This is a genomic window from Auraticoccus cholistanensis (genome assembly GCF_009742705.1).
GTDB lineage: Bacteria > Actinomycetota > Actinomycetes > Propionibacteriales > Propionibacteriaceae > Auraticoccus > Auraticoccus cholistanensis.
Map to the genome: position 1 here is coordinate 739,233 of NZ_WPCU01000004.1, position 22,493 is coordinate 761,725.

A 22,493-nucleotide genomic window follows, 5' to 3' on the forward strand; every position below is an offset into this window, starting at 1 on the left:
CGGGACGGGCGCGTGGGCCGGTCGCGGGGGTGTCAGCGGACCTCCCAGGTGTCCTTCCCCGAGATCAGGTCCTGCAGGGCGTCCTCGGGCACGCCGCCGGCGGTGGCCAGCTCGAGCTGCTCGCGGGCCAGGTCGTCGTAGGCCGGACGCTCCACGTCGCGGAACACGCCGATCGGGGAGCGCTGCATCACCCCGGTGTCGGTGAGCCGGGACAGCCCGAAGGCGTAGGAGGGGTCCTCGCGGTGGGCGTCGTGGACGACCAGCGCCTCCTCGCCGACCTCGGCGACCTCGCGCACCGCGAACTCACCGGTCACCGCGTCGCGCACCACGCCCAGGCGGCCCCCGACGCCGAAGCGGATCGGCTCGCCGTGGCGCAGCGGGATGATCGACTCGGCCGCGGAGTCCTTGTCCTTGAGCGCGTCGAAGGCGCCGTCGTTGAAGATCGGGCAGTTCTGGTAGATCTCCACCAGCGAGGACCCACGGTGCTGGGCGGCCGCCTTGAGCACCTCGGTCAGGTGCGCCCGGTCTGAGTCGACGGTGCGGGCCACGAAGGAGGCCTCCGCGCCGAGCGCCAGCGACACCGGGTTGAAGGGGCTGTCCACCGAGCCCATCGGGGTCGACTTGGTCAGCTTGCCCACCTCGGAGGTGGGGGAGTACTGGCCCTTGGTCAGCCCGTAGATCCGGTTGTTGAACAGCAGGATCGTCATGTTCACGTTGCGGCGCAGCGCGTGGATCAGGTGGTTGCCGCCGATCGACAGCGCGTCGCCGTCACCGGTCACCACCCACACGCCCACGTCGGGACGGCTGGTGGCCACCCCGGTGGCGATCGCCGGCGCGCGGCCGTGGATCGAGTGCATCCCGTAGGAGTCGACGTAGTAGGGGAACCGCGAGGAGCAGCCGATGCCGGAGACGATCACGGTGTTCTCGCGGGTGATGCCCAGCTCGGGCATGAAGCCCTGGAAGGCGGCGAGCACGGCGTAGTCGCCGCAGCCCGGGCACCAGCGGACCTCCTGGTCGCTGGTGAAGTCCTTGCGGGTGAGCGGCGTCAGGCTGAGCGGGACGCCGGCCAGGCCCTTGTAGGCCGGGCGGGTCTGGGGGTCGGTGGTGGTCATCGCTGGCGCTCCTCGTTGCTGACGGCGGTCGCCACCGCGGTGCGCCGGCCGTTCCCGGCCGGGGCGCTCCGCTGGCTGGCGTCGGTGTCGAAGTGCTGTCCCTCGACGGTGTCGCGCACCTCGTCGGTGCGCAGGCGGGCGAGCTCGGCGGCGATCTCGTCGTTGCTGCGGCCCTCGACCTCGTCGACGACCGTGATCAGGTCCCGGGCCAGCTCCGACAGCGAGATCGGCAGGCCGCGCACCCGGGAGTAGGACTCGACGTCCACCAGGTAGCGGGCCCGCAGCATCATGGCGAGCTGGCCGAGGTTCATCTCCGGCACGACGACCCGCTGGTAGCCCCGCAGCACCTCACCGAGGTTCGCCGGGAACGGGTTGAGGTGCCGCAGGTGGGTCTGGGCGACCTTGTGGCCCTCCTTGCGGACCCGGCGGACGGCCGCGGTGATCGGGCCGTAGGTCGAGCCCCAGCCGAGCACCAGCACCTTGGCCCCGTCGCCGTCCTCACGACCGGGGTCGTCGACGACGAGGTCGGGGATGTCGGCCACGACGCCGTCCACCTTGGCCTGGCGGGTGCGGACCATGGCGTCGTGGTTGGCCGGGTCGTAGGACACGTTGCCGGTGTCCTTGGCCTTCTCGATGCCGCCGATGCGATGCTCGAGCCCGGGCGTGCCGGGGACGGCCCACGGCCGGGCCAGCGTCGTCTCGTCCCGCTTGTAGGGGTGGAAGACCGGGTTGCCCTTGGCGTCGGTCGCGTTGGGCTCGGTGGCGAAGGCCGGGTCGATCGGCTCGATGGCCGACAGGTCGGGCACCAGCCACGGCTCGGCGCCGTTGGCCAGGTAGCCGTCGGAGAGCATCACCACGGGGGTGCGGTACTTCACGGCGATCCGCACCGCCTCGATCGCGGTGTCGAAGCAGTCGGCCGGCGACTGGGCGGCCAGCACGGGGACCGGCGCCTCGCCGTTGCGCCCGTACATCACCTGCAGCAGGTCGGCCTGCTCGGTCTTGGTGGGCATGCCCGTGCTCGGGCCGGCGCGCTGGACGTCCACCACCACCAGCGGCAGCTCGGTCATCACCGCCAGCCCGATGGTCTCGGCCTTCAGCGCGATGCCGGGGCCAGAGGAGGTGGTGACGCCGAGGTGGCCGGCGAAGGAGGCGCCCAGGGCGGCGCCGACCGCGGCGATCTCGTCCTCGGCCTGGAAGGTGGTCACCCCGTGCTTCTTGTGCTTGCTCAGCTCGTGCAGCACGTCCGAGGCGGGGGTGATCGGGTAGGCGCCGAGGAACATCGGCAGCCCCGCCTTGCTGGCCCCGGTGATGAGGCCGTAGGCGGTAGCCAGGTTGCCCGAGATCTGGCGGTAGCGGCCGGGGCGCATGGGCGCCGGGGCCACCTCGTAGCGGACGGCGAAGGTCTCGGTGGTCTCGCCGAAGGCGTGGCCGGCCTTGAAGGCGGTGATGTTGGCGTCGCGGATCTCGGGCTTGCTGGCGAACTTGCTGGCCAGGAAGGCGAGGGTCCCCTCGGTGGGCCGGTGGTAGAGCCACGACACCATGCCGAGGGCGAACATGTTCTTGGCCCGGGAGGCGTCCTTGCGCGACAGCCCGAACTCCTTGACCGCGGCCACCGTCATGCCGGTCAGGTCCAGCGCGTGCACCTGGTAGTCGGCGAGGCTGTCGTCGGTCAGCGGGTCGGAGTCGTAGCCGACCTTGGTCAGGTTGCGCCGGGTGAACTCGGCGCTGTCGGCGATGATCACGCCGCCGCGCGGGAGGTCGGCGATGTTGGCCTTGAGGGCGGCCGGGTTCATCGCCACCAGCACGTCCGGGCGGTCGCCGGGCGTCATGATGTCGTAGTTGGCGAAGTGGATCTGGAAGCTCGACACGCCGGGCAGCGTCCCCTGCGGGGCGCGGATCTCGGCCGGGAAGTTCGGCAGCGTGGAGATGTCGTTGCCGAACACCGCTGAGTCGGCGGTGAAGCGGTCGCCCGTGAGCTGCATGCCGTCGCCGGAGTCGCCGGCGAATCGGATGACAACACGGTCGAGTGTGTGGACGGCTGGCACCTGGAACTTGCCCCTCTTGGTCTGCGACCCTGGCGGTCAGTTTTCCGGGCCACCCGGCGTCTGCGTCGTGGCCCATTACACTCTACGCGGCTTGCGTAATTCCTCGGCTCCACGTCCACGCGGGCTGCGTGGGGCCGTCGGTGAGCGCGGGGACGCCGGAGTCCGACCCCCGAGGTCCCGCCCTCGGAGGGTGCAACGCGTATCCTGACCGAAATAGTCCGTGCCCGGCGACGGCACGGCGGTCGGTTTCGTGCCCACCGGTCGGGCGGAGGGTCCGGCCGTCCGCCAGCTGCCCGCCGGCCCGAGTGCCGATGAGACCGGGTGCCCGCCAGACCGGGTGCCCGCCAGACCGAGGAGAACCCGTGCCGCCTGTCCGCCTGCCGGCCACGCCGGTGCCGCGGCGGGTCGGCGCGGCCGCGGCGCGTCCCTGGCTGACGGCGCTGCTGGACGTCCGCGACGCCCTCGCCGGGGCCTGGGCCGTGGCCGCGGTGCGCCGCGGCCTGCTCGGCACCGCGCTGATCACCGTCGGCTCGCTGACCCCCGGCTACCTGCCCGCCGCCAACCCGGTGCACGCCGTGCCGGGGGTGTCGTTCCTGCAGACCAGCCTGGGCACCGCGCTGGGGACGGCCCTGCTGATGGTCGGTGTCGGGCTGCTGCTCGACGCCTGGTTCGCCACCCGCCCCTCGCGCCACCCCGGGCTGAGCTACCCCGCGGTGGTGGCGCTGTGGAGCGTCCCCTTCCTGCTCGCCCCGCCGGTGTTCAGCGCCGACGCCTACGCCTACGCCGCGGAGGGGTGGCTGATCCACAACGGGCTGAACCCCTACGAGGTGGGGGTGGGCTCCCTGCCGGGCGCCTTCGCCGACCAGACCGTGATGGTGTGGCGGTGGACGCCCGCGCCCTACGGCCCGCTGGACCTGCAGCTGAACCACCTGGTGGTCGACCTGTTCGGCCACCACCCGTACTGGGCCGTGGTCGGGATGCGGGTGCCGGTGCTGCTGTCGGTGGCGGTGATGCTGCACCTGCTGCCCCGGATCGCGGCCCGGATCGGCGTCGAGCCGCGGCTGGTGCTGTGGCTGGGCCTGGTGAACCCGCTCGTGCTGGTGCACTTCGTCGGCGGCATCCACAACGACGCGCTGATGATGGCCCTGGTGGTGGTGGCCCTCTGGCTCGCCCTGCAGGGACGGCTGCTGCTCCCGGTCGTGCTGGTGGCCGCGTCGGCGGCGATCAAGCTGCCCGGCATCTTCGCCGTGCTCGCCGTGGCCGTGCTCTCCGACCCGGTGCTGAGCCGCAGCAGCTCGCTGTCGCTGGCCCGGCTGCGTCCGGAGCTGGCGCTGACCGACCAGCGGGCGCGGATCCTGCGCACGGTCCGCCGCGGGCTGGTGGCCAGCGTGGTGGTGGTGGCGGTGTTCCTGCTGATCAACCTCGCCACCGGGCTGGGCTTCGGCTGGATCGCCGGGATGAACGTCCCCGGCATGGTCACCACGATGTCGCCCTCGACCATGCTCGGCGAGGTCTTCTCGCAGTTCTTCTACTCCCTCGGGCTCTACGACCTGTCGTGGACGTCGGTGCGGGTGGTCCGGACGCTGTTCATGGTGACCTGCGTGGCGCTGATCGGCTGGCTGGCCGTCACCCTGGCGCACCGGCGTCCCATCACCTCGCTGGCCTGGTCGCTGCTGGCGGTGGCGCTGTGCGGGCCGGCGCTGCACGGCTGGTACCTGTCCTGGTCCGGGGTGCTGCTGGGGCTGACCCGTCCGAGCCGGCGGATGCTCCGCGGCGCGGTGTGGGTGTCGGCGGGGCTGCTGGGCTACATCGCGATGAACGTGGCCTGGAAGAACGAGGCCACCCTGATCGGCGTGGTGGCGCTGGGGCTGATCGCCTGGCGGGTGTGGATCTTCGACCGCACCTCGCTGGCCGAGCTGGGCGGCACCGAGCCGGGCTGGCACCTGCTGGTGCCGCGGCTGCGCGCGCCGCGGGTGGCCGAGGCCGTCCGGCGCTCCTCGCTCACCCGCTGACCGGGGCCGCCGGCGAGGCGGTGCGGCGCAGCCAGAGCAGGCCCAGCACGGGCAGCAGCACCGGCACGAAGCCGTAGCCCTGGCCGAAGTGCGACCACACCGTCGCCTCCGGGAACCACTCCGGGCGGACCCAGCTCAGCGTCCCGATCGCCAGCACGCCGACCAGCTCCACCGTGCAGCTGAGCCAGGCCACCCGGCGGGAGCCGCGGCCGCCGCGGGCCAGGCCGGCGGTGGCCAGGCAGTAGACCAGCGCGGCGACGCCGGACAGGGTGAAGGCCAGCGGCGCCACCTCGAAGCGCTCCACCACCTGCACCAGCGTGCGCGCGGTGGCGGCCAGCGCGAAGACGGCGTAGACCGCGATCAGCACCCGTCCCAGCCCGCTGCGGGTCCGGGTGGCCAGCGCCGAGCGGTCAGGCATCTCCGCTCCACACCTGGTGCATCCGCAGGATCATCGCCGGGACGGTGACGCAGGCCACCACCAGCACCCCGGCCCCGGCCCGGCTGCGGTCGGCCAGCGCCCAGGCCGTGCCGGCGGGCAGGATCAGCAGCACGCCGACCAGGTAGACCGCGAAGGTCAGCCCCGCCGGCGCGTCGGTGGAGGCCATCAGCACGAACCCCGTCACCAGCTGGGCCAGCAGCCCCAGCTCCACCAGGCCCAGCAGTGCCAGCAGCACCCGGTCGGCGGTGCTCGACCACAGCAGCGGGCTCCGCCGCACGATCTTGACCACCGCCCAGGCCACGGCCACCAGGCAGAGCCCCGTCAGCGCCAGCGACAACCCCAGGACCATGCCGGGGAGCCTATCGACCCCCCACCCCCGCCCACCCCGCCAGCGTGTATGTCGTCGCGGTCACGGACGGCGTGCCGCGGCGTGTCCCGCTGTACCGGCGTCACCGCGTACACGTCCCCAGGAGAACCCGCCTCGCACCCGGTTCCGGCCGGCCGGCTGCCGCTCGTGCGCGCGGGCAGGGCGTCCCCGGCGAGGCGGCACGGGCAATCCCTGGGAACCTGTACGCGGTGGCGGCGCCACAGCGCGACGCGCCGCGACACACCGGCCGAGACCTGGACGACATACACGCGAGCAGGGGTCAGGGGAAGAGGGCCTCGACCTCGGCGGGGTCGACGTCGTCGAGGCCGGCGTGGGTCCAGCGGGGGGTGCGGTCCCGGTCGACCAGCTGGGCCCGGACCCCCTCGGCGAAGTCGGGGTGTGCCGCCATCCGGGGTGCCAGCCGCCGGTCCTGGTCGAGCACCTCGGCGAGCGTGGACATCCGCTCGGCCCGGCGCAGCGCGGCCAGCGTGACCGAGACCGCCCAGGGGCTGCGGGCGGCGAGCTCGCGGGCCGTCGCGGCCGCGAGCGGGTGCTCGCCGACGCCCAGGCGGCGCAGGATCGCAGCGGCGTCGTCCCCGGCGAGCAGCGGGTCCAGCACGGACGCCTCCGCCAGCACCGGGCTGCTCACCTCCGCCGCGCCCAGGCCCACGTCGGTCAGCCGCTCGCCGGCCGCGGCCCGCTCCACCAGCTCCGCGGCCCGGTCGGAGGCGACCAGCCGGTCGGCCAGCCCGAGGGCCACCGCGTCCGCGCCGCCGACGGTGGCCCCGGTCAGCGCCAGCCGGGTGCCCGTCCGCCCCGGGCAGCGGGCCAGCCACCACAGCGCGCCGACGTCGGGGAAGAAGCCGATGAGGGTCTCCGGCATGGCCAGCCGGGTCCGCTCGGTCACCAGCCGCAGCCCGGCGTGCACCGACACCCCCACGCCGCCGCCCATCACGACACCGTCCATCCAGGCCACCACCGGCACCGGCGAGGTGGCCACGGCGGCGTCCATGGCGTACTCGGCCTCGAAGAAGGTGGTCGCCTCGTCGCCTCCGGCCAGCACCGACTCGCGCACCGCGCGGACGTCCCCGCCGGCGCAGAGCCCGCGCTCGCCGGCCCCGTCGAGCCAGACCGCGTCCACGCCGGCGTCGGCGAACCGGGCCAGCTCGGACCGCACCGCCCGCACCATGTCGGTGGTCAGGGCGTTGATGGCCCGGGGCCGGTTGAGCCGGATCCGTCCCAGCCGGCCGCGGGTGCCGCTGAGCACGTCCGGGGTGCTGGTGGGGGAGAGGCCCTCGTCCATGCCCGGCAACCTACCCAGCCGCCGCCGCCACGGCCGCGGGGACGGGGCAGGATCGGGCCATGAGCGCTGCCCGCACGCACCCGAGTCCCGCCGCCGCGGTGGCGGAGTTCCACCGCGCCTTCGGTCTGCCCAGCCGGGACCGGCCGGAGGCCGACGTCGGCCGGGCCGACGCGGAGCTGCGGGTGCGGCTGCTGCGCGAGGAGACCGAGGAGTTCGCCGAGGCCAGCGCCGCCGGGGACCTGGTGGCCGTCGCCGACGCGCTGGCCGACATCGTCTACGTCGCCTACGGCACCGCCGACGTCTACGGCATCGACCTGGACGCCGTGGTCGCCGAGGTGCACCGCTCCAACATGACCAAGCTGGACGGCTCCGGGCGCCCGGTGCTGCGCGCCGACGGCAAGGTGCTCAAGTCCGAGCGCTACCGGCCCCCGGACGTGGCCGGGGTGCTGGCCCGTCAGGCGGGCGGGAGCGCGTAGTCGACGACCACGGGGGAGTGGTCGCTCATCCGCGCCTCGTAGCTCGGCTCGCGGTCGGTGCCGCCGCGCAGCGCCCGCCCGGCCAGCCCCGGGCTGGCGAGCTGGTAGTCGATCCGCCAGCCGGCGTCGTTGCTGAAGGCCTGGCCCCGCCAGGTCCACCACGAGTACGGGCCGGGGCTGCCGGGGTGGAGCCGGCGCACCACGTCCACCAGCCGGCGGGACCCGAGCAGGGAGCCGAACCACTCCCGCTCCTCGGGCAGGAACCCCGGGCTGCGGCGGTTGGTGCGCCAGCTGGCCAGGTCGAGCTCGGTGTGGGCGATGTTGAAGTCGCCCATCACCACGAACTCGCGACCCTGCCGCGCGGCGGCCCGGCGCGAGTCGGTGAGCTGGCGCGCCAGCGAGGCCATGAACCGCAGCTTGCGCCGGTACCGGGCCTCGGCCGCCGGGCCGTCGCCGGGACGGTCGCCCTTGGGCAGGTACAGCGAGGCGACCGTCAGCCCGGCCCGGTCCAGGTCGACCTCGAGGTAGCGGCCCTCGTCGGCGAAGGCCTGGTTGCCGATCCCGGTCCGCACCGCGCTGGGCACCTCGCGCGAGAGCACCGCGACCCCGTTGCGGCCCGCGCGCGTGCCGGCGTCCAGGGTCAGGTGCCAGCCCGGCAGCGGCGGCACCAGCCCCGGCTCGCAGCGCACCTCCTGCAGGGCCACCACGTCGGGGCGCCGCTGCTCGAGCCACTGCGGCAGGCCGCGCCGCACCGCGGCCCGGATCCCGTTGACGTTGGCGCTGGCCAGCCGGAGCACCGGTGCGGTGGCGGGGAGGTCGGTCACGGCAGCGCACTGTAGCGCCGGGCCCCGGCACGGCTGCGATGATCGGCGGGTGACCGAGCCGCTGCCACCCGCGCTGGAGCAGCGCCGCCACGACGGCCCCGCCTGGGCCGGCTGGCTCGACCGGCTGCCCCGGCTGCGACGGGACCTGCTGGAGCAGTGGCGGCTGCGGCCCGACGGCGACCCGCTGGCCGGGTCGGCGGCGCTGGTGCTGCCGGTGCTCACCGCCGAGGGGGAGCCGGCGGTGCTCAAGGTGGCCTTCGACGGCGAGCCCGAGATGGAGCACGAGGCGCTGGCGCTGCAGCACTGGCACGGCCAGGGAGCCGTCCGGCTGCTGCGCGCCGACCCGCGGCGTCGCGCGATGCTGCTGGAACGGCTGCACCCGGTCGACCTCACGGGGCTCTGGGACCTCGAGGCGTGCGAGGTGGTGGCCGGGCTGTACCGCCGGCTGCACCGCCCGGCGCTGCCCCAGCTGCGCCCGCTCACCGGGTACGTGCGCGGCTGGCTGGACGACCTGGCCGCGCTCGGCCGCGAGCTGCCGGTGCCGCCCCGGCTGGTCGAGCAGGCGCTGCACGCCGGGGCGGCGCTGGTCGACGACCCGGCCAGCACCGGGGTGGTGCTGCACGGCGACCTGCACTACGCCAACGTGCTGGCCGGCGACCGCGAGCCCTGGCTGGCCATCGACCCGCTGCCCGTCGACGGCGACCCGCACTGGGAGCCCGGTCCGCTGCTCACCGACCGGTGGGAGGAGATGACCGGCGACCTGCGGGCGGGCATCCGGCGCCGCTTCCACACGGTCGTCGACGCCGCGGAGCTGGACGAGACCAGGGCCCGGGACTGGACGGTGGTGCGGATGGTGGTGGACGCCTCCTGGTCGGCGCTGGGCGCCCGCCGGGCCGGTCGCGGGCTCACCGCCGGCGAGCGCGACTGGATCACCCGCTGCGTCGCGGTGGCCAAGGCCGTCCAGGACTGAGCGGGCTCAGCGGTAGTTGACGAACTGCACCGCGAAGTCGTACTCGGCCTCGCGGATCAGCCGCTGCACCGCCTGCAGGTCGTCGCGGGACTTGCCCGACACCCGCAGCTCGTCGCCCTGCACCTGCGCCTTGACGCCCTTGGGGCCCTCGTCGCGGATCAGCTTGCTGATCTTCTTCGCGTTCTCCTGGCTGATGCCCTCGACCGTCCGGGCGGTGATCTTCCACAGCTTGCCGGACTGGCGCGGCTCGTCGGCCTCCAGGGACTTCAGGTCGACCTTGCGCCGGGCCAGCTTGGAGCGGAACACGTCGAGCACGGCCTTCACCCGCTCCTCGCTGACCGCCTGCATCTCCACGGCCTCGCCGGACCAGGCGATCCTGGCGTCGGTGCCCTTGAAGTCGAAGCGCTGGGAGACCTCCTTGGCGGCCTGGTTGAGCGCGTTGTCGACCTCCTGGCGGTCGACCTTGCTCACCACGTCGAACGAGCTGTCTGAAGCCACCCTCATCCTCCTGGTCCGCACCGGCGGGCGTCCCCGGCGGTGCTGCGGTCTGCCCGCCATGGTGGCGCGGCGGGGTCGGCGGTGCCAAGCCGCGGGCCGCGCCGGGCGACGATTGGTCTGCCCGGCCCGGGCCGTGTAACCTTCTCGCGCCGAGTGATCGGCGCGGCAGGTTGCCCGAGCGGCCAAAGGGAGCGGTCTGTAAAACCGTCGGCTCAGCCTACGTTGGTTCGAATCCAACACCTGCCACGCCGTTGGTGCGGGGGACGTGACTCGTCACGTCCCCCGGACCCGGGCACTGGCGGCCGATTTTGGCGAGGCCGTCAGGGTGTGTATGTTTGTGCGTCGGCTGGCCCCTATAGCTCAGTAGGCAGAGCGTCTCCATGGTAAGGAGAAGGTCTGCGGTTCGATTCCGCATGGGGGCTCTGGAGCTCGTGGGCACCCACCCATGGGTCACGGCGGGGTAGCTCAGTTGGTGAGAGCGCACGACTCATAATCGTGAGGTCGCGGGTTCGAATCCCGCTCCCGCTACCAGACCCGCCGCGCACTGGACGAGTAGGTCGCTCCGAGCGACAGGAACAGAGGAACCATGGCCAAGGCATCGGACGTTCGGCCCAAGATCACGCTCGCCTGCACCGAGTGCAAGGACCGGAACTACATCACCAAGAAGAACCGGCGCAACGACCCGGAGCGGCTGGAGCTGAAGAAGTTCTGCCCCAAGTGCCACACCCACACGGCGCACCGCGAGACCCGCTGAGCGCTCGCCCCGACGCCTCCCGAGAGCCGTCCACCCCGCCGGGTGGGCGGCTCTCGTCGTCCCAGGCGCTGTCCGGGGCGCCCCCTAGACTCCAGGCCATGCCCATCTCCGCCGAGCACGTCGGCCGCCGCTACCCGGCGACCGACCCCTACGTCGTCAGCCAGGCCAAGGTGGTGGAGTTCGCCCGGGCCCTGCGCGACGGCAACGAGGTCTACCGGGGCAAGCGGCCCGTCGCCCCGCCGACCTTCGCCATCGTGGTGGCCGGCCAGGCCTGGGACCAGATGTTCCACGACCCCGAGCTGGGGCTGGCCCTGGAGCGGGTGGTGCACGCCGACCAGGGCTTCTCGTGGCAGCGGCCGCTGCGGGTCGGCGACGAGGTGACCGCCACCCTCACCATCGAGAAGGTCCGCACCCGCGGCTCGGCCGACTTCATCGGCTCGCTGGTCGAGGTCAGCACCACCGACGGCGAGCCCGTCTGCGAGGTGCGCGCCACCTTCGTGCACTCCCACCCGGCCCCCGAGGAGGACGTCCGGTGAACCCGCTGCTCACCCTCCGCGTCGGCGACGTCGGGGTCGGCACCGCGCTGCCGACCACCACGGTGCACCTCACCCGGGCCGACCTGATCCGCTACGCCGGCGCCTCCGGCGACCTCAACCCGATCCACTGGTCCGACCGGTTCGCCGCGGCCATCCAGATGCCGGGCGTCGTCGCCCACGGCATGCTGACGATGGCGCTGGCGGTCAAGACCGTGACCGACTGGGTGGGCGACCCCGGCGTGCTGGTCTCCTGCACGACCCGGTTCACCCGCCCCGTGGTGGTGGACGAGCTCGACGGCGCCGACATCACCTTCACCCCCACCGTGACCGCCGTCGAGGGCACCCGCTGGACCATCTCGGTCGAGGCGGTCTGCGACGGGGTCAAGGTGCTGGGCGGCACCCGGATCGAGGTCGACTGTGGCTGAGGCCGTCCCGTCGACGGCGGCGCCCGAGGCGCCGACGGAGGGCTCCGGCGTCCCCCTGGCCCCGCTGACCACCCTGCGCCTGGGCGGACCCGCCCGGCGGCTGCTGGTGGCGCGCACCGAGGCCGAGCTGGTCGAGCACGTCTCGGGCTGCGACCGGGCCGGTGAGCCGGTGCTGGTGCTGGGCGGTGGCTCGAACGTGGTGGTCGCCGACGAGGGCTTCGACGGCACCGTGGTGCAGGTCGCCACCCGCGGCATCCGCGTCGAGGACCTCTCCGACTGCGCCGGCGCCACGGTGGCGGTGGCCGCAGGCGAGCCGTGGGACGAGCTGGTGGCCGCCACGGTCGCCCGGGGCTGGGTGGGGCTGGAGGCCCTCTCGGGCATCCCCGGGCTCACCGGGGCCAGCCCGATCCAGAACGTGGGCGCCTACGGCGCCGACGTCAGCCAGACCATCGCCCAGGTCCGCACCTGGGACCGGCAGGCGCAGGCCGTGCGCACCCTGCCGGCGGCCGACTGCGGCTTCGGCTACCGGACCTCCCGCTTCAAGGCCGAACCCGGCCGATTCCTCGTGCTCTCGGTCACCTTCCAGCTCGAGCTGGGCACCCTCTCTGCGCCGGTCCGCTACGGCGAGCTGGCCCGCGCCCTGGGCGTCGAGCCGGGGGAGCGCGCCGCCGCCGAGGACGTCCGCCGGGCGGTGCTCGCGCTGCGGGCCCGCAAGGGGATGGTGCTCGACCCGGCCGACCACGACACCTGGAGCGCCGGCTCCTTCTTCACCAACCCGGTGCTGGACCCCGCGGCGGCCGCCGCGCTGCCCGCGGACGCCCCCCGCTTCCCGCAGCCGGACGGCGCGGTGAAGACCAGCGCCGCCTGGCTCATCGAGCGCTCGGGGTTCCCCCGCGGGTACGGCCGGCCGCCGGCCACGCTGTCGGGCAAGCACACGCTGGCCCTGACCAACCGCGGCGGGGCGACCACCGCCCAGCTGCTCGCCCTGGCCTCGGAGGTCCGGGAGGGTGTGCACGCCCGCTTCGGGGTAGTGCTGGAACCGGAACCCAACCTGGTCGGCTGCCGCCTGCAGCCGCTCACCGGTTGACCGCACCGTCCGCCTCCGGAGAAAGAGACCGATGAGCACCAGTTCACCTCGTCCCGCCACCGACCGCTTCGCCGTCTGGGCGCCGCTGCCCCGCTCGGTCACCCTGGTCGCCGACGGCACCCGGGTCGAGATGGCCCGCGACGAGGCGGGCTGGTGGCACCCGGTCGACCTGCCCGAGGCGCTGGCCACCGGCGAGGTCGACTACGGCTACCTGCTGGACGACGAGCCCACCCCGCGCCCGGACCCCCGCTCGCGGCGCCAGCCCGAGGGCGTGCACGGGCTCTCCCGCACCTTCGACCCCGGCGCCCACGTCTGGCAGGACGACGCCTGGCGGGGCCGGCAGCTGGCCGGGGCGGTCATCTACGAGATGCACGTCGGCACGTTCACCCCCGAGGGCACCTTCGCCGCCGCCGAGCAGCGGCTGGACCACCTGGTCGAGCTGGGCGTCGACCTCGTCGAGGTGCTGCCGGTCAACGGCTTCAACGGCACCCACAACTGGGGCTACGACGGCGTGCTCTGGTACACCGTGCACGAGCAGTACGGCGGGCCCGCCGCCTACCAGCACTTCGTCGACGCCTGCCACCAGCGCGGTCTCGGCGTGCTGCAGGACGTGGTCTACAACCACCTGGGCCCGAGCGGGAACTACCTGCCCGAGTTCGGCCCGTACTACAACGACAAGGCCAACACCACCTGGGGGACGGCCATCAACCTCGACGGCGAGGGGTCGGACACCGTCCGCCGCTACGTCCTCGACAACGCCCTGATGTGGATGCGCGACATGCACGTGGACGGGTTGCGGCTGGACGCGGTGCACGCGCTGGCCGACCCGGGAAGGGCCGTCGACGTGCTCGAGCAGCTGGCCCTCGAGACCGACGCCCTCAGCGCGGCCGTCGGACGCCCGCTCACCCTGATCGCGGAGTCCGACCTCAACAACCCCCGGCTGATCACCCCCCGTCACGCCGGCGGGTTCGGGCTGACGGGGCAGTGGAGCGACGACTTCCACCACGCGCTGCTGGCCAACCTGACCGGCGACGTGTCGGGCTGGTTCGCCGACTTCGCCGGCCTGGACGCGCTGGCCAAGGTGCTCACCCGCGGCTTCTTCCACGACGGCTGCTGGTCGAGCTTCCGCCGCCGCAGCCACGGCCGTCCGCTCGACCTGGTCCACACCGAGGCCTGGCGGCTGGTGGTCTACTCGGCCAACCACGACCAGATCGGCAACCGGGCCGACGGCAGCCGGCCCCGCAGCCGGATGGACCAGGCCCAGCTCGCCACCGCGGCCGCCTTCACCCTGCTGGGGCCGTCCACCCCGATGGTCTTCATGGGCGAGGAGTGGGGTGCGGCCACGCCGTGGGCGTTCTTCAGCTCCCACCCCGAGCCCGAGCTGGGCCGGGCGGTCTCGGAGGGCCGGCTGGCCGAGTTCGCCGAGATGAACTGGGACCCGGACTCGGTCCCGGACCCGCAGGACCCGCAGACCTTCGCCTCCTCCCGGCTGGACTGGTCCGAGCCCGAGGGCGGGGAGCACGCCGACCTGCTGCAGTGGTACCGCGAGCTGATCCGGCTCCGCCGCAGCCGCCCCGAGCTCACCGACCCCCGCTGGGCCGAGGTCTCGGTGAACCACGACGCCGAGCAGGGCTGGCTGGTGCTGACCCGCGGCCGACGCACCTCGGTGGCCGCCGGCTTCGGCACCGGGCAGGTGCGCGTCCCGCTGCAGCGGGCCGGGCTGCCCGCGGGCGTGCAGCTGCTCGGCTCCCGCGGGGAGGTGTCCCTGGACGGGGACGCGCTGGTCCTCGACGGGCACGCGGTGGCCGTCCTCGACCACGGCCCGGACGCCGGCTGAGCCGCCGACGGGCGCCGATACGCTGACCGGGGGCCGGAGCCGGCCCCCGGCGCCGCGGCGCGCGCGCTCCACCGAGAGGACGAACCATGGGTCTGGCAGACCTCGACCCCCAGCAGCTGGAGGCCCTGGCGGCCCGCACCACGGCGGCCTACGCCGAGCTGCAGGACCGCAAGCTCTCCCTGGACCTGACCCGCGGCAAGCCCTCCGCCGCCCAGCTGGACCTGTCCGACGAGCTGCTGGTGCTGCCCGGGGCCGGGCAGAGCCGGGCCGCGGACGGCACCGACGTGCGCAACTACGGCGGTCAGCACGGGCTGCGCGAGATCCGCGAGATCTTCGCCGAGCTGCTGCGGGTGCCGGTGGAGCAGCTGCTGGCCGGGGACAACTCGAGCCTGTCGCTGATGCACGACTGCGTGTCGTGGGCCGTGCTGCACGGCGTCCCCGGGGTCGACGAGCCCTGGTTCGGCCGTGGCGTCAAGTTCCTCTGCCCGGTCCCCGGCTACGACCGCCACTTCTCGATCTGCGCCCACCTGGGCATCGAGATGATCCCGGTGCCGCTGGGCGAGCACGGCCCGGACGTGGCGCAGGTGGCCGAGCTGGTGGCCGCCGACCCGGCCATCAAGGGGATCTGGGTGGTGCCGACCTACGCCAACCCCACCGGGGCGGTCTACGACGAGGCCACCACCCGCGCCCTGCTCGAGATGCCGGCGGCGCCGGACTTCCGGGTGATGTGGGACAACGCCTACGCGCTGCACCACCTGACCGAGACCGAGCACGAGCCGCTGGACGTGCTGCGGCTGGCCGAGGAGGCCGGCAACCCCGACCGCGTGCTGGTGTTCGCCTCCACCTCCAAGATCAGCTACGCCGGCGCCGGCGTCTCCTTCCTGGGAGCCAGCCCGGCCAACCTGGCCTGGTACCTCGACCACGCCGGCAAGCGCTCCATCGGGCCCGACAAGGTCAACCACCTGCGCCACGCCCGCTGGTTCGGCGACGCCGAGGGGGTGCGGGCCGTGATGCGCCGCCACCGCGCCCTGCTGGAGCCCAAGTTCGCCATCGTGCGGTCGGTGCTGCAGCAGCGCCTCGGCGAGCTGGGGATCGCCAGCTGGACCGAGCCCGAGGGCGGGTACTTCGTCAGCCTGGACGTCCCCGAGGGCACCGCCGCGCGGGTGGTGCAGCTGGCGAAGGCGGCCGGCATCGCGCTGACCCCGGCCGGCGCGTCGTTCCCCTACGGCCGCGACCCGCGCGACGCCAACATCCGGATCGCCCCCTCCTTCCCGGCCGAGGCCGAGCTCACCGAGGCCATGGAGGGGCTGGCCACCTGCGTCGTGCTGGCCGCCCTGGAGCAGCAGGGAGCGGTGTCCGTCTGAGGCCCGCCGGGGCGCGAGTTCGACTCACGGCGCTCGACTGCGTACACTCCAGGTCTTGGCGAAACCGCTGACCGTCCCGTCGCGCCCGCGACGAGCCGGACGGGGGTTCCGTCGAAGGGCAATAGCTCAATTGGCAGAGCATCGGTCTCCAAAACCGAAGGTTGGGGGTTCAAGTCCCTCTTGCCCTGCGGAGCAGGATGGTGCCTGGAGCACCGCTCCTGCATGCGGACCGTCCCGGCCACCGGAGGGGGACGGAAGTCGACTGGGTCGTGTCGCGTCACGGCTCGAAGCGGAGATGTGAGGACGTCGCGTGGCTGATGAGAAGAACACGGAGCCGACCCCCGGGTCGGACCCGTCGTCTCGCCATGAGCCGGACGCCGTCGACCCCACCGACGCCGTCGAGCCCGGCTCGTCCGGCGCACCCGGCGAGCTGAGCGACCCGGCGGACGTGGGCGCGGTCCGCGACGAGGCCGCCGAGGCGGCCGCGCAGGCCGAGGCCGACGCGGAGGACCGCGAGGCCGCCGCCGACGGTGAGGACCGCGAGGCCGCCGCCGACGGTGAGGACCGCGAGGAGAGCGACGAGCCCGCGCTGGTGGGTGCGGGCGGCGTCAGCCGGCGCCCGGTCCGCCGTCAGGCCGAGACGGGCGACGAGGCCGGCCGCAAGGGCCGCGCCACCCGGCGTCGCAGCGAGGCCGAGGCGGCGCAGGACACCTCGCGCACCGGTCCGGTCACCTTCGTCAACGAGTCGGTGGGCGAGCTGCGGAAGGTGGTCTGGCCGACCGCGGAGCAGATGCGCACCTACTTCGTGGTGGTGCTCGTCTTCGTGGTGTTCATGATCGCCGTGGTCAGCCTGCTGGACCTGCTCTTCGGCTGGGCCCTGCTGCAGGTGTTCCGCTGATGAGCCCGACGAACGAGTACGGAGAGAACGTGTCAGACAACCCGACCCAGGACGACCAGCCCGAGGTCGAGATCGACCTCGGCGCACCGGAGCGCTCCGGTGACGAGGTCGAGCTGGACCTCGGCGACCTCGGTGCCGAGCAGGGCGGCGACGACGACAGCGGCATCGACCTCGACTTCGGCACCGACGAGGACGAGGAGCCCGACACCGCGCTCGACCTCGACTTCGGCACCGAGCAGGACGAGACCGAGGACGAGGACGAGGCCGCCGAGGACGGGCCGGACCCGGCCGCGGAGGCCGTGGCCCGGCTCCGCGCCGACCTCGAGTCCAAGTTCGGCGAGTGGTACGTCGTGCACACCTACTCCGGCATGGAGAACCGTGTCGCGCAGAACCTGGAGAACCGGGTCCAGTCGCTGAACATGGAGGACTACATCTTCGAGGTGGTCGTCCCCACCGAGGAGGTGGTGGAGATCCGCAACGGCGCCAAGAAGCAGGTCCGCCGGACGGTGCTGCCGGGCTACGTGCTGGTCCGGATGGACCTCACCGACGAGTCCTGGGCGACGGTGCGCCACACGCCCTCCGTCACCGGCTTCGTCGGCCACGCCACCTCGCCGGTGCCGCTGAGCCTGGACGAGGTCGAGAAGATGCTCGCCCCGTCCGTCATCGCGGCCGCCAACGCCGCCTCCGACGCCCCGGTGCGGCGCAAGAAGAAGGTCGAGGTGGCCGACTACGCCGTGGGCGACTCGGTCATGGTGACCGACGGACCCTTCGCCGGCGTCCACGCCACCATCACCGAGATCAACGTGAACAACCAGCGCCTCAAGGCGCTGGTCGAGATCCTGGGCCGCGACACGCCCGTGGACCTCACCTTCCCTCAGATCTCCAAGGTCTGAGAGCCCGCCAGAAGCGGCCGGTGGCACCGGCCAGAAACCAACCGAGCAAGGACCCACAACCATGCCTCCCAAGAAGAAGGTCGCCGCACTCGTCAAGGTGGCCCTGAACGCCGGCGCCGCGACGCCGGCCCCGCCGGTCGGTACCGCCCTCGGTCCGCACGGCGTGAACATCATGGAGTTCTGCAAGGCCTACAACGCCGCGACCGAGTCGCAGCGGGGCAACGTGATCCCGGTCGAGATCACCATCTACGAGGACCGGACCTTCACCTTCGTCACCAAGACCCCGCCGGCCGCGGAGCTCATCAAGAAGGCCGCCGGGCTGCAGAAGGGCTCCGGCGTCCCGCACAAGGAGAAGGTCGGTCGCCTCACCCGCGACCAGGTCCGCGAGATCGCCAGCACCAAGCTGCCCGACCTCAACGCCAACGACGTCGACGCGGCGATGAAGATCGTCGAGGGCACCGCCCGCTCGATGGGCGTCACCGTCGAGGGCTGAGCCCTCGCAGCACCACCAACCACCCGTGGGAGGGCCGGCGCGGCCCGCACCACACCTGGTCGAGAAGAAGGAACCAGACATGAAGCGCAGCAAGACCTACATCCAGGCCGCCTCCCAGCTGGACGGCGAGCGCCTGTACACCCCCAAGGAGGCCCTCGCCCTGGTGAAGGCCGCCTCCAAGGCCAAGTTCGACGAGACCGTCGAGGTGGCCATGCGGCTGGGCGTCGACCCCCGCAAGGCCGACCAGATGGTCCGCGGCACCGTGAACCTGCCCCACGGCACCGGCAAGACGGCACGGGTCCTCGTCTTCGCCACCGGTGAGCGTGCGGAGGCCGCGATCGCCGCCGGCGCCGACGAGGTCGGCTCCGACGACCTGGTCGAGAAGATCACCGGCGGCTACCTCGACTTCGACGCCGTCGTGGCCACCCCGGACATGATGGGCAAGATCGGCCGGCTCGGACGGGTGCTCGGCCCGCGCGGTCTGATGCCGAACCCCAAGACCGGCACCGTGACCGTCGACGTCGCCAAGGCCGTGAGCGACATCAAGGGCGGGCGGATCGAGTTCCGGGTGGACCGGCACGCCAACCTGCAGTTCATCGTGGGCAAGACCTCCTTCGGCGAGGACCAGCTCCAGGACAACTACTTCGCCGCCCTCGACGAGGTGCTGCGGCTCAAGCCGTCCAGCTCCAAGGGGCGCTACATCAAGAAGATCACCGTGTCCTCGACCATGGGCCCCGGCGTCCTGGTGGACGCCAACCGGGTCAAGCCCGACGCCGAGTGAGCTAGCCGCCCGCACGCACGACGGCCCCCGACCACTGAGGTCGGGGGCCGTCGTGCGTGCGGGGCCGGTCCGTGCCGTCCGGCGTGCGGTGGCTGCCCTCAGGCGGGGCGCACGGCGCCGTTGAACGGCATGGTCGACATCTTGACCTTCTGCACCGGCTTGCCGGGGCGGGAGGCGTGGATGACGTAGCCGCCGCCGACGTAGATGGCGGCGTGGCTGCGTCCGGAGTAGAAGAAGACGACGTCACCGGACTTGAGCTGGGACTTGGAGACCTTCTTGCCGCCGCCGCTGTACTGCGCCTGGGTGGTGCGGGGGAGCGAGACGCCGGCAGCCTTCCAGGCGCCCTGGGTCAGCCCCGAGCAGTCCCAGGAGCTGGGGCCCGTGCCGCCGTAGCGGTAGCTGTCGCCCAGCTGCGCCTTGGCGAAGGCCACCGCCTTGTCGGCCTTGGAGGTGCTGCGGGCGCCGGCGCCGTCCAGCAGCCGCTGCCAGGTGCGCCAGCCGACGACGCCGTCGGGGGTGAAGCCCTGCTTCTTCTCGTAGGCCTTGATCTGCTTGACGTCCCAGGCCGAGATCGAGCCGTTGCGGGTGGTGGCGTAGCCGGAGGAGCGGAGCAGGCACTCCGCCGCCTTGGCCGCGGACCCCTTCGAGCCCTTCTTGACCGTCGGGTAGGACGACAGCTGGGTGCGGCAGGTGACCGCCTCCGCCGTGCCGGAGCTGGTGACCGCGATGCCGGCGCCGAGCGCCAGGCTGGCCACCAGGGCCGCGGCGGATCTGAGAACTGGGTGCATGGGTGAATTCCGTCCCTCGGTGGAGCCGCGCCCCGAGCGCGGCCGGGGTGGGGGACTCCCACCGCCGACCGGAACGTAACCCACAGACGACTCTGTGGCAATTCTCAGATGTCGTTCAGGTTGTACCGTGAGACGGGCGACCGAGGGTGCGTCCGGGGCCGATTTGGTCGCGGCTGCCCGCTGGCCTAGACTCGACGCGCCGAAGACCGCTGGTTGATCGGGTGACCGATCCGAAGTTCTCAGCAGAGATGCCCGCGCAGGAACCGTGTTGGAGGAGGCCTGGCCTCCTCGAGCCCCGTGCCTGCGTGCCGGGGCTTTTTCCGTTCCCGGGGGTCGTCGGTCCGGCACGGCCGCGCGCCGCGCCGGTCGAACACCAGACGTGGGAAGGAGACCCATGGCGAGGCCAGACAAGGCAGCCAGCGTGGCCGAGCTGACGGAGGAGTTCCGCAGCTCCCAGGCCACCGTGCTGACCGAGTACCGCGGACTCTCCGTGGCGGCGCTCAAGGAGCTGCGCCGCTCGCTCGGAGACGAAGCCAGCTACGCCGTGACGAAGAACACGCTGACCCAGATCGCGGCCCGGGAGGCCGGCATCGAGGGGCTCGACGAGCTGCTCGTCGGTCCCACCGCGATCGCCTTCATCAAGGGTGACGTCGTCAACGTCGCCAAGGGTCTGCGTGACTTCGCCCGGGCGAACCCGCTCCTGGTCATCAAGGGTGGTGTCATGGAGGGCCGTGCCCTCGACGCCGACCAGGTCAGGAAGCTGGCCGATCTGGAGTCGCGCGAGGTCCTCCTCGCCAAGCTCGCCGGCGCCATGCAGGGCACCCTGCAGAACGCCGTGTCCCTCTTCGCCGCCCCGCTCTCCCAGGCCGCCCGCGTCCTGGGTGCGCTCCAGACGGCCGCGGAGGCAGACCCCTCGCTCATCGCCGGAGCCGGCGCTGGGCAGACCCAGGAGCCCGAGAACGACGCAGCGCCTGCTGCCGACACCGACGCAGCACCTGCTGCCGAGGCCGAGACCGACGCAGCCGCCGCTGCGCAGGACCAGTGAGAAAGGACGCCACCATGGCAAAGCTCAGCAACGAGGAGCTCCTTGACGCCTTCAAGGAGATGACCCTGATCGAGCTCAGCGAGTTCGTGAAGACCTTCGAGGACGCCTTCGGCGTCACCGCCGCCGCCCCGGTGGCCGTGGCCGCCGCCCCCGCCGCCGGTGGTGCCGGTGGCGACGCCCCGGCCGAGGAGGAGAGCGACGAGGTCGACGTCATCCTCGAGTCCGCCGGCGACAAGAAGATCCAGGTCATCAAGGAGGTGCGCGCCCTCACCAGCCTCGGTCTCAAGGAGGCCAAGGACCTGGTGGAGTCCGCCCCCAAGGCGATCCTGGAGAAGGTCAAGAAGGACGACGCCAACAAGGCCAAGGAGCAGCTCGAGGCTGCCGGCGCCAGCGTCACCCTGAAGTGACCTCCCCGCTCACCGGAGCACCCCGCTCCTGACCCGGTCAGGACGACAGACGGCCCCGCACCCACCAGGGTGCGGGGCCGTGCTGTGTTTCGGGGGTGGGCCGACAGGCAGGCACGCGGCGGGACCGGCCGAGGGTCCCGCGTCAGGTCAGAGGGAGTCGGCCTTGGGGGCGACCGGCTTGTACCAGATGCCGCCGCCGGCCGACTCGAGGGAGCGGCTGCTGGCCTTGTACCAGATGCCGCCACCGGCGGAGTCGACGGAGGAGCTGCTGGGCTTGTACCAGATCCCACCGCCGGCCTGGTCGTCGACGAGTGCTCCGCTGGCGGCGCCGCCGAGGAGCAGGGCGGCGGCGGCGACGGCGGAGGTGAGGATCTTCTTGGCAGAGATGTTCATGTGTCTGTCCTGTTCGGTCGTGTCTTCTGGTGCCAGGCGACTCGTCTGGCACCGGGGCGGCACGGCTGCTCGGCCGGTTCGTGCACTCCGGGCTGGGTGCCCGGCTGGCGGGTCCCGACCGGGACTCCCGCAGCCGCGGTCAGCTCCCCTCGGCCTTCCGTTGCGGGACGTCCCTTGACCTGGCACGCGTCAAGCGCTTGACTCGTGGTCAGGTTTGTCAAGTCCACCACGACAAGCCTGTGACAAATCTTCACGATGCGCAAGGTCGGCTCACAGATTTCGGGTCGCGGCGTCCACGGAGGAGGAGCGATGACCGACACGGTCGAGGTGACCCAGGAGGACCGTCTGATCGGCGAGCGGCTGCGGCGCCTGCGGCGCGAGCGGCAGCTGTCGCAGGCCGACCTCGGCGGCGACCGGTTCAGCGGCAGCTACGTCTCCCACGTCGAGAAGGGCCGGCGCCGGCTGAGCCCCGAGCTGGTGCAGTACTTCGCCTCCCGGCTGGGGGTGAGCCCGGAGCAGATCACCAGCGACGAGCCCGTGGTCGCCGGGGCGGGGGAGGTCGAGCGGGTCACCGCCTACCACGAGATCCAGCGCGCCCACGCCGAGCACCGGTTCGCCTGGGCGGCCCGCACCGCGGAGGCCGCCGCCCGTGAGGCCGCCACCCGCGGCGAGCTCGCCGACGCCTGGTCGCTGTCGATGATGCGGGCCCGGGCGCTGTTCGAGGGCGACGAGAGCGAGCAGGCGGC

The 22,493-nt window shown here is 72.9% G+C and carries 25 protein-coding genes and 4 tRNA genes; 20 read left to right on the plus strand and 9 right to left on the minus strand.

The features are described 5' to 3' along the window. Positions 1-32 precede the first annotated feature (32 nt). The gene (locus GC722_RS05840) at positions 33-1,112 is read right to left on the minus strand and encodes a 2-oxoacid:ferredoxin oxidoreductase subunit beta (protein ID WP_156608672.1); all 1,080 of its coding nucleotides are present in this window, start codon (positions 1,110-1,112) and stop codon (positions 33-35) included. Next, positions 1,109-3,157, minus strand: a complete 2,049-nt coding sequence (locus GC722_RS05845; RefSeq protein ID WP_331714426.1) for a 2-oxoacid:acceptor oxidoreductase subunit alpha — start codon at positions 3,155-3,157, stop codon at positions 1,109-1,111. Before GC722_RS05845 ends, GC722_RS05840 begins: the two co-directional genes overlap by 4 nt. Positions 3,158-3,519: 362 nt before the next feature. Between GC722_RS05845 and mptB the strand changes: the two genes are divergently transcribed. Then, a complete protein-coding gene (mptB, locus tag GC722_RS05850; RefSeq protein WP_156608676.1) occupies positions 3,520-5,169 on the plus strand; it encodes a polyprenol phosphomannose-dependent alpha 1,6 mannosyltransferase MptB in 1,650 nt (549 codons plus the stop codon). Here mptB and GC722_RS05855 read toward each other — a convergent pair. The 3 genes from GC722_RS05855 to GC722_RS05865 all read right to left on the minus strand — a co-directional run bounded on the left by GC722_RS05855 (position 5,159) and on the right by GC722_RS05865 (position 7,278). Further along, positions 5,159-5,587, minus strand: a complete 429-nt coding sequence (locus GC722_RS05855) for a hypothetical protein (protein WP_156608678.1) — start codon at positions 5,585-5,587, stop codon at positions 5,159-5,161. The two genes, mptB and GC722_RS05855, sit on opposite strands and share 11 nt — an antisense overlap. Further along, positions 5,580-5,957 carry a hypothetical protein gene (locus GC722_RS05860; protein WP_156608680.1) on the minus strand — a complete coding sequence of 126 codons (378 nt, stop codon included), beginning with the start codon at positions 5,955-5,957 and terminating at the stop codon, positions 5,580-5,582. The genes GC722_RS05855 and GC722_RS05860 overlap by 8 nt, the downstream gene beginning before the upstream one ends. A 298-nt stretch (positions 5,958-6,255) precedes the next feature. After that, entirely contained in the window at positions 6,256-7,278 is a 1,023-nt protein-coding gene (locus tag GC722_RS05865) for an enoyl-CoA hydratase/isomerase family protein (protein WP_156608683.1), read from the minus strand. Positions 7,279-7,337: 59 nt separating this feature from the next. Here GC722_RS05865 and GC722_RS05870 point away from each other — a divergent pair, with 59 nt between their 5' ends. Then, the gene (locus GC722_RS05870; RefSeq protein WP_156608685.1) at positions 7,338-7,754 is read left to right on the plus strand and encodes a pyrophosphohydrolase domain-containing protein; all 417 of its coding nucleotides are present in this window, start codon (positions 7,338-7,340) and stop codon (positions 7,752-7,754) included. Here the strand turns inward: GC722_RS05870 and GC722_RS05875 are convergent. Beyond that, on the minus strand, positions 7,733-8,578 hold the full coding sequence (locus GC722_RS05875) for an exodeoxyribonuclease III (RefSeq protein ID WP_331714427.1): 846 nt from the start codon (positions 8,576-8,578) through the stop codon (positions 7,733-7,735). The two genes, GC722_RS05870 and GC722_RS05875, sit on opposite strands and share 22 nt — an antisense overlap. Positions 8,579-8,627: 49 nt before the next feature. On the opposite strand from GC722_RS05875, the gene GC722_RS05880 reads away from it, so the two are divergent. Continuing rightward, positions 8,628-9,548 (plus strand): aminoglycoside phosphotransferase family protein, encoded by a 921-nt coding sequence (locus tag GC722_RS05880; RefSeq protein WP_331714428.1) that lies wholly within the window; start codon positions 8,628-8,630, stop codon positions 9,546-9,548. A 6-nt stretch (positions 9,549-9,554) separates the two neighbouring features. Here GC722_RS05880 and GC722_RS05885 read toward each other — a convergent pair whose 3' ends face one another. Further along, positions 9,555-10,046: a YajQ family cyclic di-GMP-binding protein gene (locus GC722_RS05885; RefSeq protein ID WP_331714429.1), complete on the minus strand. Its 492-nt coding sequence runs from the start codon at positions 10,044-10,046 to the stop codon at positions 9,555-9,557. Between the two features lie 164 nt (positions 10,047-10,210). Here GC722_RS05885 and GC722_RS05890 point away from each other — a divergent pair. The 14 genes from GC722_RS05890 (at position 10,211) to rplA (ending at position 19,114) form a co-directional block, all read left to right on the plus strand. After that, positions 10,211-10,292 (plus strand) — tRNA-Tyr (locus GC722_RS05890). A 103-nt stretch (positions 10,293-10,395) separates the two neighbouring features. Next, positions 10,396-10,468 (plus strand) — tRNA-Thr (locus GC722_RS05895). A 32-nt stretch (positions 10,469-10,500) separates the two neighbouring features. Continuing rightward, a tRNA-Met gene (locus GC722_RS05900) sits at positions 10,501-10,577 on the plus strand. Positions 10,578-10,632: 55 nt separating this feature from the next. Continuing rightward, positions 10,633-10,800: a 50S ribosomal protein L33 gene (gene rpmG / locus GC722_RS05905; protein ID WP_156608689.1), complete on the plus strand. Its 168-nt coding sequence runs from the start codon at positions 10,633-10,635 to the stop codon at positions 10,798-10,800. Positions 10,801-10,898: 98 nt separating this feature from the next. Further along, positions 10,899-11,336: an FAS1-like dehydratase domain-containing protein gene (locus GC722_RS05910; RefSeq protein ID WP_156608691.1), complete on the plus strand. Its 438-nt coding sequence runs from the start codon at positions 10,899-10,901 to the stop codon at positions 11,334-11,336. Then, a complete protein-coding gene (locus tag GC722_RS05915; protein ID WP_331714430.1) occupies positions 11,333-11,761 on the plus strand; it encodes a MaoC/PaaZ C-terminal domain-containing protein in 429 nt (142 codons plus the stop codon). Before GC722_RS05910 ends, GC722_RS05915 begins: the two co-directional genes overlap by 4 nt. Then, a complete protein-coding gene (locus tag GC722_RS05920; RefSeq protein ID WP_331714431.1) occupies positions 11,754-12,848 on the plus strand; it encodes a UDP-N-acetylmuramate dehydrogenase in 1,095 nt (364 codons plus the stop codon). The genes GC722_RS05915 and GC722_RS05920 overlap by 8 nt, the downstream gene beginning before the upstream one ends. Before the next feature lie 31 nt (positions 12,849-12,879). Then, positions 12,880-14,685 carry a malto-oligosyltrehalose trehalohydrolase gene (gene treZ / locus GC722_RS05925; protein ID WP_156608692.1) on the plus strand — a complete coding sequence of 602 codons (1,806 nt, stop codon included), beginning with the start codon at positions 12,880-12,882 and terminating at the stop codon, positions 14,683-14,685. A gap of 86 nt (positions 14,686-14,771) precedes the next feature. Continuing rightward, a complete protein-coding gene (locus GC722_RS05930) occupies positions 14,772-16,049 on the plus strand; it encodes an aminotransferase class I/II-fold pyridoxal phosphate-dependent enzyme (RefSeq protein WP_156608694.1) in 1,278 nt (425 codons plus the stop codon). A gap of 115 nt (positions 16,050-16,164) precedes the next feature. After that, positions 16,165-16,237 (plus strand) — tRNA-Trp (locus tag GC722_RS05935). Between the two features lie 122 nt (positions 16,238-16,359). After that, positions 16,360-16,947, plus strand: coding sequence for a preprotein translocase subunit SecE (secE, locus tag GC722_RS19180; RefSeq protein WP_331714432.1), 588 nt, complete (start codon positions 16,360-16,362; stop codon positions 16,945-16,947). Positions 16,948-16,976: 29 nt separating this feature from the next. Beyond that, entirely contained in the window at positions 16,977-17,840 is an 864-nt protein-coding gene (nusG, locus tag GC722_RS05945) for a transcription termination/antitermination protein NusG (protein ID WP_331714436.1), read from the plus strand. A gap of 61 nt (positions 17,841-17,901) precedes the next feature. Next, a complete protein-coding gene (gene rplK / locus GC722_RS05950) occupies positions 17,902-18,333 on the plus strand; it encodes a 50S ribosomal protein L11 (RefSeq protein ID WP_156608697.1) in 432 nt (143 codons plus the stop codon). Positions 18,334-18,412: 79 nt separating this feature from the next. Next, positions 18,413-19,114, plus strand: a complete 702-nt coding sequence (rplA, locus tag GC722_RS05955; protein ID WP_156608700.1) for a 50S ribosomal protein L1 — start codon at positions 18,413-18,415, stop codon at positions 19,112-19,114. Between the two features lie 98 nt (positions 19,115-19,212). On the opposite strand, the gene GC722_RS05960 is transcribed toward rplA, so the two are convergent. Further along, the gene (locus tag GC722_RS05960) at positions 19,213-19,902 is read right to left on the minus strand and encodes a C40 family peptidase (protein WP_156608702.1); all 690 of its coding nucleotides are present in this window, start codon (positions 19,900-19,902) and stop codon (positions 19,213-19,215) included. A gap of 394 nt (positions 19,903-20,296) precedes the next feature. Here GC722_RS05960 and rplJ point away from each other — a divergent pair, with 394 nt between their 5' ends. Together rplJ and rplL are read left to right on the plus strand one after the other, a co-directional pair. Beyond that, a complete protein-coding gene (gene rplJ, locus GC722_RS05965; protein WP_156608704.1) occupies positions 20,297-20,947 on the plus strand; it encodes a 50S ribosomal protein L10 in 651 nt (216 codons plus the stop codon). Between the two features lie 14 nt (positions 20,948-20,961). Next, positions 20,962-21,354, plus strand: coding sequence for a 50S ribosomal protein L7/L12 (gene rplL, locus GC722_RS05970; RefSeq protein ID WP_156608706.1), 393 nt, complete (start codon positions 20,962-20,964; stop codon positions 21,352-21,354). Positions 21,355-21,501: 147 nt separating this feature from the next. On the opposite strand, the gene GC722_RS05975 is transcribed toward rplL, so the two are convergent. Beyond that, complete coding sequence (locus GC722_RS05975; protein WP_156608709.1) at positions 21,502-21,747, minus strand: hypothetical protein; 246 nt, start codon at positions 21,745-21,747, stop codon at positions 21,502-21,504. Positions 21,748-22,056: 309 nt separating this feature from the next. Here GC722_RS05975 and GC722_RS05980 point away from each other — a divergent pair. After that, the coding region (locus GC722_RS05980) for a helix-turn-helix domain-containing protein (RefSeq protein WP_197429840.1) at positions 22,057-22,493 on the plus strand (437 nt) is incomplete at its 3' end.